Below are 7,620 nucleotides of genomic sequence, written 5' to 3'. Positions count from 1 at the left end.
TGGACGATTTTGCAGCCGCATGGGAAGATAAATATTCCTACGCCATTAAAAGCTGGAAAGACAATTGGGAAGACCTGACCGTATTTTTTGAATTTCCCCTGGAAATCAGAAAAATAATCTACACAACGAACATTATTGAGAATCTGAATGGGAAAATCCGAAAGTACACCAAAAACAAACTTTCATTCCCATCTGATCAATCTGTAATGAAATCCGTATATTTGGCTTTGAGAGAAGCTACCAAAAAATGGTCAATGCCAATCCAAAATTGGGGCATTATCCTAAATCAGTTCCTTGTCATATTTGAAAAAAGGGTCCAGCTATAATTAGCTAAACCCTCGATATTTTATACTTACACACTTTGTGAAACAGTGTCAAAAAGCGTGCTTTTGCACGCTTTTTTATTTTTTATAAATATTCTATTTATATTTTATCTTCTAAAACAATTGCACTGCTAAATTTTTCCTTTATTTTAAGTAACGCCCTATCCGCTTCCAACCTTGTTTTAAAATTACCAACTTGTGTTTTCCATTCAGGAGCTTTGTATATTATTTTAACATTATATTCAGGAAAGCTTACATTAAAATTATATTTTATCTTATAAGCTTGAGATTCATTACCATTATATAATTGTATTTTATAAACAATTGAGTTTTTATTGGTTTTATTAAACTCTCTTTTTTGTTCAATTAGTTGATTAATTTTTTTATTTTCACTTTGTGAGAATGAGGTAGTTATGCCTAAAAAAATTGTAAAAAAACTAAAGAATAGAATTCTTTTTGATAATACATTCATAATTATTTTTTATTTTTTTCAAAGTTATAATTTTAGTTTAAATGTAAAACAGATTTATTATTTAGAATGAGTATAAATTACATCGAACATAATTTTTGCTCTTTGTGTTTTGTATATTAATATTACTTTTGTGAAATCGTTTAAAAATGACATAAGTCATTTTTTTTTAAATGAAAATATTGTACCAAACAAGAAAAAAAATATTTTTTTTAAGTATGAAAAGTGTGAAACAACACAAACCATTATCAAGATTAGTCATTAATAGTCTTGCTTTCCTGTTATTTTTTTCATTCAATTTGTTAGCTCAAGAAGGAGATGCGGCTAAAGGGGAAAAACTCTTTAAGTCTACATGTGCTGCTTGTCATAAATTGGATAAAAAACTAGTTGGCCCTGCATTACAAGGAGTTACTGAACGAAGAGAGCAAGATTGGTTAATTGCTTGGATTAAAGATAGTCCGGGTATGATTAAGTCAGGAGATAAATTAGCAATTCAGGTGTTTGAAGAAAACAATAAATTGCCAATGACTCCTAATCCTCATTTGTCAGATCAGGATATTATAGATATTCTAGAATATACAAAAGGAGAGAAAGTAGTTAAAACTGAAGTTGCTGCTACACAAGAAATTGATCCAGGTGTAGAAGAAGGTAAGAAAATTTTCAAAGCTAATTGTGCTGCTTGTCATAAATTAGAAGGGAAATTAATCGGTCCGGAACTACTAAAAATTACTGATAAAAGAGATCATGATTGGTTAAAACTTTGGATTAAAGATAATAATGCTTTAGTAGCATCGGGAGATAAATTAGCTAAAGAAGTTCAGGAAAGTAATCCTGCAGCTATGACTCCTTTCCCTCAATTAACAGATCAGGATATTGAGAATGTATTAAAATATCTTGCTGTTGGTGAAGTAAAGGAAGCTGTTGCACCTGTTGCTTCTGCTAAAAGTGATGAAATATTTAATAAACCTGGTTTTGGCGTGTTACCAATGTTGGGTTTAACAATTTTAGCATTTGTTTTACTTTCATTTATTGTTGCAGCTACAACTAAGAAAAAAATTGAAGAAGGTGAGCAGGAAGAGAGCATGTTAAAATCTTTAATTTTTAATCCTTTTTTACGATTCTTAGCCGTAATATTTGTATTGTTAGGTGGTGCTTGGTTATTGTTTGGATGGTTAATGCAAATAGATGTTAATGAAGGGTATCAGCCAATACAGCCAATTGCATTTTCACACGCAGTTCATGCAGGAGATAATAAAATAGATTGTCAATACTGTCACTCTTCAGCAAAACACAGTAAAACTTCAGGTATACCTTCAGCAAATGTTTGTATGAACTGTCATAAATCTATTTCAGAATATAATGGAGAATTATTTGGAGATCATACCAAAGAAGATTTAGATAAAGAAATTCAAAAAATATACGACGCTGTTGGTTGGGATAAAGAAAAAATGGCTTATGTAGAAGGGTATCAGCAAAAACCAATTGAATGGGTTCGTATTCATAATTTAGCTGATTTTGCTTATTACAACCACTCTCAACATGTTACTGTTGCAGGGTTAGATTGTCAAAAATGTCATGGTCCTGTAGAGGAAATGCATGAAATGAAACAGTTTTCTCCGCTTACAATGGGTTGGTGTATTGATTGTCATAGACAAACAGAAGTTGATATGACAGAGAATGGATATTACAAAAATATTCACGATCAGTTAGCTAAAAAATATGGTGTAGAGAAAGTGACTGAAGCTCAAATGGGAGGTTTAGAGTGCGGTAAATGTCACTATTAATATTAATTACGAAGTAAATAACCAATTATAAAATGGCATCAAACAAAAAATACTGGAAAAGTGTTGAAGAGCTTAACGAAAACAGCTCTATTGTTGATACGTTAAAACATAATGAGTTTGTTGATGAAATTCCTACTGATGAATTTTTAGGTGATAAAGAAAGTTTAGAAACTTCTTCAACAACACGTAGAGACTTTTTAAAGTATGTTGGATTTACAACAGCAGCAGCCTCATTGGCAGCTTGCGAAGGTCCGGTAGTAAAATCAATTCCTTATGTAATTAAACCGGACGATATTATTCCTGGTGTTGCAGATTATTATGCAACAACTATGGCTGATGGGTTTGATTTTGCAAATATCTTAGTAAAAGTTAGAGAAGGACGTCCAATTAAAATAGAACCTAATAAAGAAGCTAAAGGAAGTACAAATGCGCGTGTACAAGCGTCAGTACTTTCATTATACGATAGTCTTCGTTTAAAAGGTCCAAAAGCAAATGGTTCTGAAATTTCTTGGACTGAGGCAAATGGGCAAATAATTGCAAAGTTAAATGAACTAAAAGAAGCTAATTTACCTATTGTAATTTTAACAGGTACATGTGCAAGTCCTTCAACCCAAAAATTAGTAGAAAAATTAAACGAAACTTACGGGAATGTTAAGCATGTAGTTTATGATGCTGTTTCAGAGTCAGCTGCGTTAGACGCTTTTGGTGAAATGTATGGAACAAGAACATTACCGGATTATAATTTAGAAAAAGCTGAAGTAATAGTATCAATAGGTGCAGATTTTTTAGGTGATTGGCAAGGAGGCGGTTTTGAAGCAGGTTATGCAAAAGGACGTATTCCTACAGAAGGAAAAATGTCTCGCCATATTCAGTTTGAATCAAATATGACCTTATCGGGAGCAAATGCTGATAAGAGAATTATGGCTAAGCCATCTGAACAAAATTTAGCTTTAGTTAAATTATATGAAGCTGTTGTTAAGGGAATTTCTTCAAATGAAGCAACTCCGTTAAATGATGCTGTTCAAAAAGCTGCAGCACAAATTAAAAAAGCAGGAAGTAAAGCGGTTGTTCTAACAGGAATTCAAGATAAAAATGCGCAGTTATTGGCTTTAGCTATTAACAAAGCTATTGGTAGTGAGGTTATTGATATAAGTACTACTAAAAATATAAGACATGGTAATGATGCTGAAGTTACTCAGTTAATTGCCGATATGAACGATGGTAAAATAGGTGCTGTAATTATCAATAATTCAAATCCGGTTTATACTTTACCAAATTCAGCTTCATTTGTTGAAGGATTGAAAAAAGTAAAATTATCTGTTGCATTCTCAATGCAAGATAATGAAACTGCTAATGTAGTTGAGTATGCTTTAGCAACTCCACATTATTTGGAATCTTGGGGAGATGTTGTAATTAAAAAAGGACATTTCAGTTTAATGCAACCAACCATTAAACCATTGTTTAATACACGTCAGTTTCAAGATTGTTTATTGACTTGGACAGGAAGTACAACTACATATTACGATTTCTTAAAAGAAACTTGGAATACAGAAATTCTTCAAGGAAAATCATGGAATCAAGCATTACACGATGGTGTTTTTACAACGGATGCTAAAACAGAAGTTACCGCTTTAGAAGTTGATACTGATGTTGCAGCTTCAGAATTAGCAAAAGTTAAAGGAAGTGATTTTGAATTGACACTTTATACAAAAATAGGACTTGGTGATGGACAAATGGCAAATAATCCATGGTTACAAGAATTACCTGATCCAATAACCAGAACAAGTTGGGATAACTACCTAACTATATCAAAATATGATGCAGATACTATTGGTGCAATTAATTATAATGTATCTAATGGGGCATTAAATGGTAGTTTAGTTGAGTTAACTGTAAATGGAATTTCTGAAACGTTACCGGTTTATATTCAACCGGGTCAGGCAAAAGGTTCTTTAGGTTTAGCTCTTGGTTATGGACGTAAACAAGGTTTAAAACAAGAAATGCAAACCGGTAAAAATGGATACCAGTTTTATAATGATTTTAATAATTTTCAATTTAACGTATCGTTAAATGTAGTTGAAGGTGAACATGAATTTGCGTGTATACAATTGCACAATACCTTAATGGGTAGAGGCGATATTATTAAAGAAACTACTTTAGAAACCTATAATGACCACTCTTTAGATCCTAAGAAGACCTGGAATGAAGTGGCAGTAGTATCGTTAGACCATCAAGAAGTTGAGGCTACAACTGTAGATTTATGGGATGCTTTTGACAGATCTATTGGACATCATTTTAACTTGTCTATAGATTTAAATGCTTGTACAGGTTGTGGTGCTTGTGTTATTGCTTGCCATGCTGAAAATAATGTTCCAGTTGTTGGTAAATCTGAGATAAGAAAATCACGAGATATGCACTGGTTGCGTATTGACCGTTATTATTCACATGAAGAAACTTTTGGAGGGGATGTTGAATTAAAAGATACAAGTAAAGGAGTTATAGAATATAAAACTACGATGTCTTCTTTAGAAGACCCTTCTGAAAATCCTTCAGTTGCATTTCAACCGGTAATGTGCCAGCATTGTAATCATGCACCTTGTGAAACAGTTTGCCCCGTAGCGGCAACATCACACAGTCGCCAAGGTCAAAATCATATGGCATATAACCGTTGTGTAGGTACGCGTTACTGTGCAAATAACTGCCCATATAAAGTACGTAGATTTAACTGGTTTAAGTATCCTGAAAATAGTGAATTTGATTACTATATGAATGATGATTTAGGAAAAATGGTGTTAAACCCTGATGTAACTATGCGTACACGTGGTGTAATGGAAAAATGTTCATTATGTGTACAAATGACTCAGGCAACTATTCTTAAAGCTAAAACAGAAGGAAGACCTGTTGATACAAATGAGTTTGAAACAGCATGTTCAAATGCTTGTAGCTCTGGGGCTATGATATTTGGTGATATAAATAATGAAAATGATACTGTTACTAATTTGGTTGCTGATAAAAGAGCATATCATTTACTAGAACATGTGGGTACAAAACCAAATGTAGTTTATCACGTAAAAGTTAAAAATACACAAGAAGCTTAAAAATAATATTAATAGATAATAATTAAATAAGAATTATGTCGTCTCATTACGAAGCACCTATTAGAAAACCTTTAATCGATGGAAATAAAAGCTACCATGATATTACTGTGGAGGTAGCAGCCCCGGTTGAAGGTAAAGCAAATAAATTATGGTGGACAGTTTTTTTAATTTCACTAGCTGCTTTTTTATGGGGAGTTGGTGCAATTGCATACACCATTGGTACAGGAATTGGAGTTTGGGGATTAAATAAAACCGTTGGTTGGGCTTGGGATATCACCAACTTTGTATGGTGGGTTGGTATTGGTCATGCCGGTACACTTATTTCTGCTGTACTTTTATTATTCCGTCAAAAATGGAGAATGGGTATTAACCGTTCTGCAGAAGCAATGACTATTTTTTCTGTTGTTCAGGCAGGTTTATTTCCGGTAATACATATGGGGCGTGTTTGGGATGCTCACTTTGTGCTGCCAATACCAAACCAATTTGGTACACTTTGGACAAACTTTAACTCACCATTATTGTGGGATGTGTTTGCAATTTCAACATATTTATCAGTTTCATTAGTTTTCTGGTGGACTGGTTTATTACCTGATTTTGCAATGCTACGTGATAGAGCTATTAAACCTTTTCAAAAGAAAATATACAGTTTATTAAGTTTTGGTTGGACAGGTAGAGCTAAAGACTGGCAACGTTTTGAAGAAGTTTCTTTAGTTTTAGCAGGTTTAGCTACACCTTTAGTACTTTCTGTGCATACAATTGTATCGTTTGACTTTGCTACATCAGTAATTCCGGGTTGGCATACAACAATATTCCCTCCTTATTTTGTGGCAGGAGCTGTATTTTCAGGATTTGCAATGGTAAATACATTGCTAATTATAATGAGAAAAGTATCAAACCTTGAAGCTTATATTACACCTCAGCATATTGAATTGATGAATATTATAATTATGATTACAGGTTCAATAGTAGGTTGCGCATATATAACAGAATTATTTATAGCATGGTATTCAGGTGTTGAGTACGAACAATATGCATTTTTAAATAGAGCAACCGGACCTTACTGGTGGGCTTATTTGTTAATGATGAGTTGTAATGTGTTTTCACCTCAATTTATGTGGTTTAAAAAGTTAAGATCAAGTATTACTTTTTCTTTCATTATTTCAATAGTAGTGAATGTTGGAATGTGGTTTGAAAGATTTGTAATTATTGTAACATCATTACATAGAGATTATTTACCATCATCTTGGACAATGTTCTCTCCAACATTTGTTGACATAGGAATTTATGTTGGAACCATAGGATTTTTCTTTGTATTATTTTTATTGTATGCAAGAACCTTCCCTGTAATTGCTCAAGCAGAGGTTAAATCGATTTTAAAGTCATCAGGTGAATATTATAAAAAATTAAGAGACGGAAATCATGAGTAATAAAGTAATACAAGCAATGTATAATGATGATGATGTTTTAATGGATGCTGTTAAACAAGTGAGAACAGCAAATCATCATATTGAAGAAGTTTATACGCCATTTCCTGTTCATGGATTAGATAAAGCAATGGGATTAAAAGGTACACGAATTGCAATTACTGCATTTTTGTACGGATGTGTTGGTTTCTCATTTGCAATTTGGATGATGAATTATATGATGATAGAAAATTGGCCACAAGATATAGGAGGTAAACCTAGTTTTAGTTTCTTTTTAAATATGCCGTCATTTGTGCCAATAATGTTTGAATTGACTGTGTTTTTTGCTGCACATTTAATGGTAATAACCTTTTATATGCGCAGTAAATTATGGCCGTTTAAAGAAGCTGAAAATCCTGATCCAAGAACAACCGATGATATGTTTGTTATGGAAGTAGCTGTTGAAGGAAATGAAAATGAATTGGTTTCATTTTTGGAAAAAACAGGAACTGTAGAAATTAAAGTAACTGAAAAGCATTAATT

Annotated in this window: 6 protein-coding genes; 5 read left to right on the top strand and 1 reads right to left on the bottom strand. The window is 32.7% G+C overall.

Features of this window, described 5'->3' with window-relative positions; genetic code table 11:
• Window positions 1–326: transposase (locus HGB55_RS04690; protein WP_168814595.1), on the top strand; the 326-nt coding region annotated here is incomplete at its 5' end.
• Between the two features lie 97 nt (window positions 327–423).
• Here the strand turns inward: HGB55_RS04690 and HGB55_RS04685 are convergent.
• On the bottom strand, window positions 424–795 hold the full coding sequence (locus HGB55_RS04685) for an SPOR domain-containing protein (RefSeq protein WP_168815131.1): 372 nt from the start codon (window positions 793–795) through the stop codon (window positions 424–426).
• A 224-nt stretch (window positions 796–1,019) separates the two neighbouring features.
• Here HGB55_RS04685 and HGB55_RS04680 point away from each other — a divergent pair, with 224 nt between their 5' ends.
• From HGB55_RS04680 to HGB55_RS04665, 4 genes are read left to right on the top strand one after another with little or no spacing between them, the layout of a single operon-like run.
• Window positions 1,020–2,576, top strand: coding sequence for a c-type cytochrome (locus HGB55_RS04680; RefSeq protein WP_371807801.1), 1,557 nt, complete (start codon window positions 1,020–1,022; stop codon window positions 2,574–2,576).
• 32 nt (window positions 2,577–2,608) lie between these two features.
• Complete coding sequence (locus tag HGB55_RS04675) at window positions 2,609–5,674, top strand: TAT-variant-translocated molybdopterin oxidoreductase (RefSeq protein ID WP_168815129.1); 3,066 nt, start codon at window positions 2,609–2,611, stop codon at window positions 5,672–5,674.
• 35 nt (window positions 5,675–5,709) lie between these two features.
• Window positions 5,710–7,101 (top strand): NrfD/PsrC family molybdoenzyme membrane anchor subunit, encoded by a 1,392-nt coding sequence (gene nrfD / locus HGB55_RS04670; protein WP_168815118.1) that lies wholly within the window; start codon window positions 5,710–5,712, stop codon window positions 7,099–7,101.
• A complete protein-coding gene (locus HGB55_RS04665) occupies window positions 7,094–7,618 on the top strand; it encodes a DUF3341 domain-containing protein (RefSeq protein ID WP_168815116.1) in 525 nt (174 codons plus the stop codon). The genes nrfD and HGB55_RS04665 overlap by 8 nt, the downstream gene beginning before the upstream one ends.
• The last annotated feature ends 2 nt before the right edge of the window (window positions 7,619–7,620 follow it).

The sequence above is a fragment of the Lutibacter sp. B1 genome (assembly GCF_012524075.1).
GTDB lineage: Bacteria > Bacteroidota > Bacteroidia > Flavobacteriales > Flavobacteriaceae > Lutibacter.
This window is presented reverse-complemented; position numbering and strand designations above follow the sequence as displayed.

Excerpts from the sequence above, each read along its gene's own strand:
- nrfD (WP_168815118.1), top strand. The coding sequence starts at position 5,710 with ATGTCGTCTCATTACGAAGCACCTATTAGAAAACCTTTAATCGATGGA.
- HGB55_RS04675 (WP_168815129.1), top strand. The coding sequence starts at position 2,609 with ATGGCATCAAACAAAAAATACTGGAAAAGTGTTGAAGAGCTTAACGAA.
- HGB55_RS04685 (WP_168815131.1), bottom strand. The coding sequence starts at position 795 with ATGAATGTATTATCAAAAAGAATTCTATTCTTTAGTTTTTTTACAATT.
- HGB55_RS04665 (WP_168815116.1), top strand. The coding sequence starts at position 7,094 with ATGAGTAATAAAGTAATACAAGCAATGTATAATGATGATGATGTTTTA.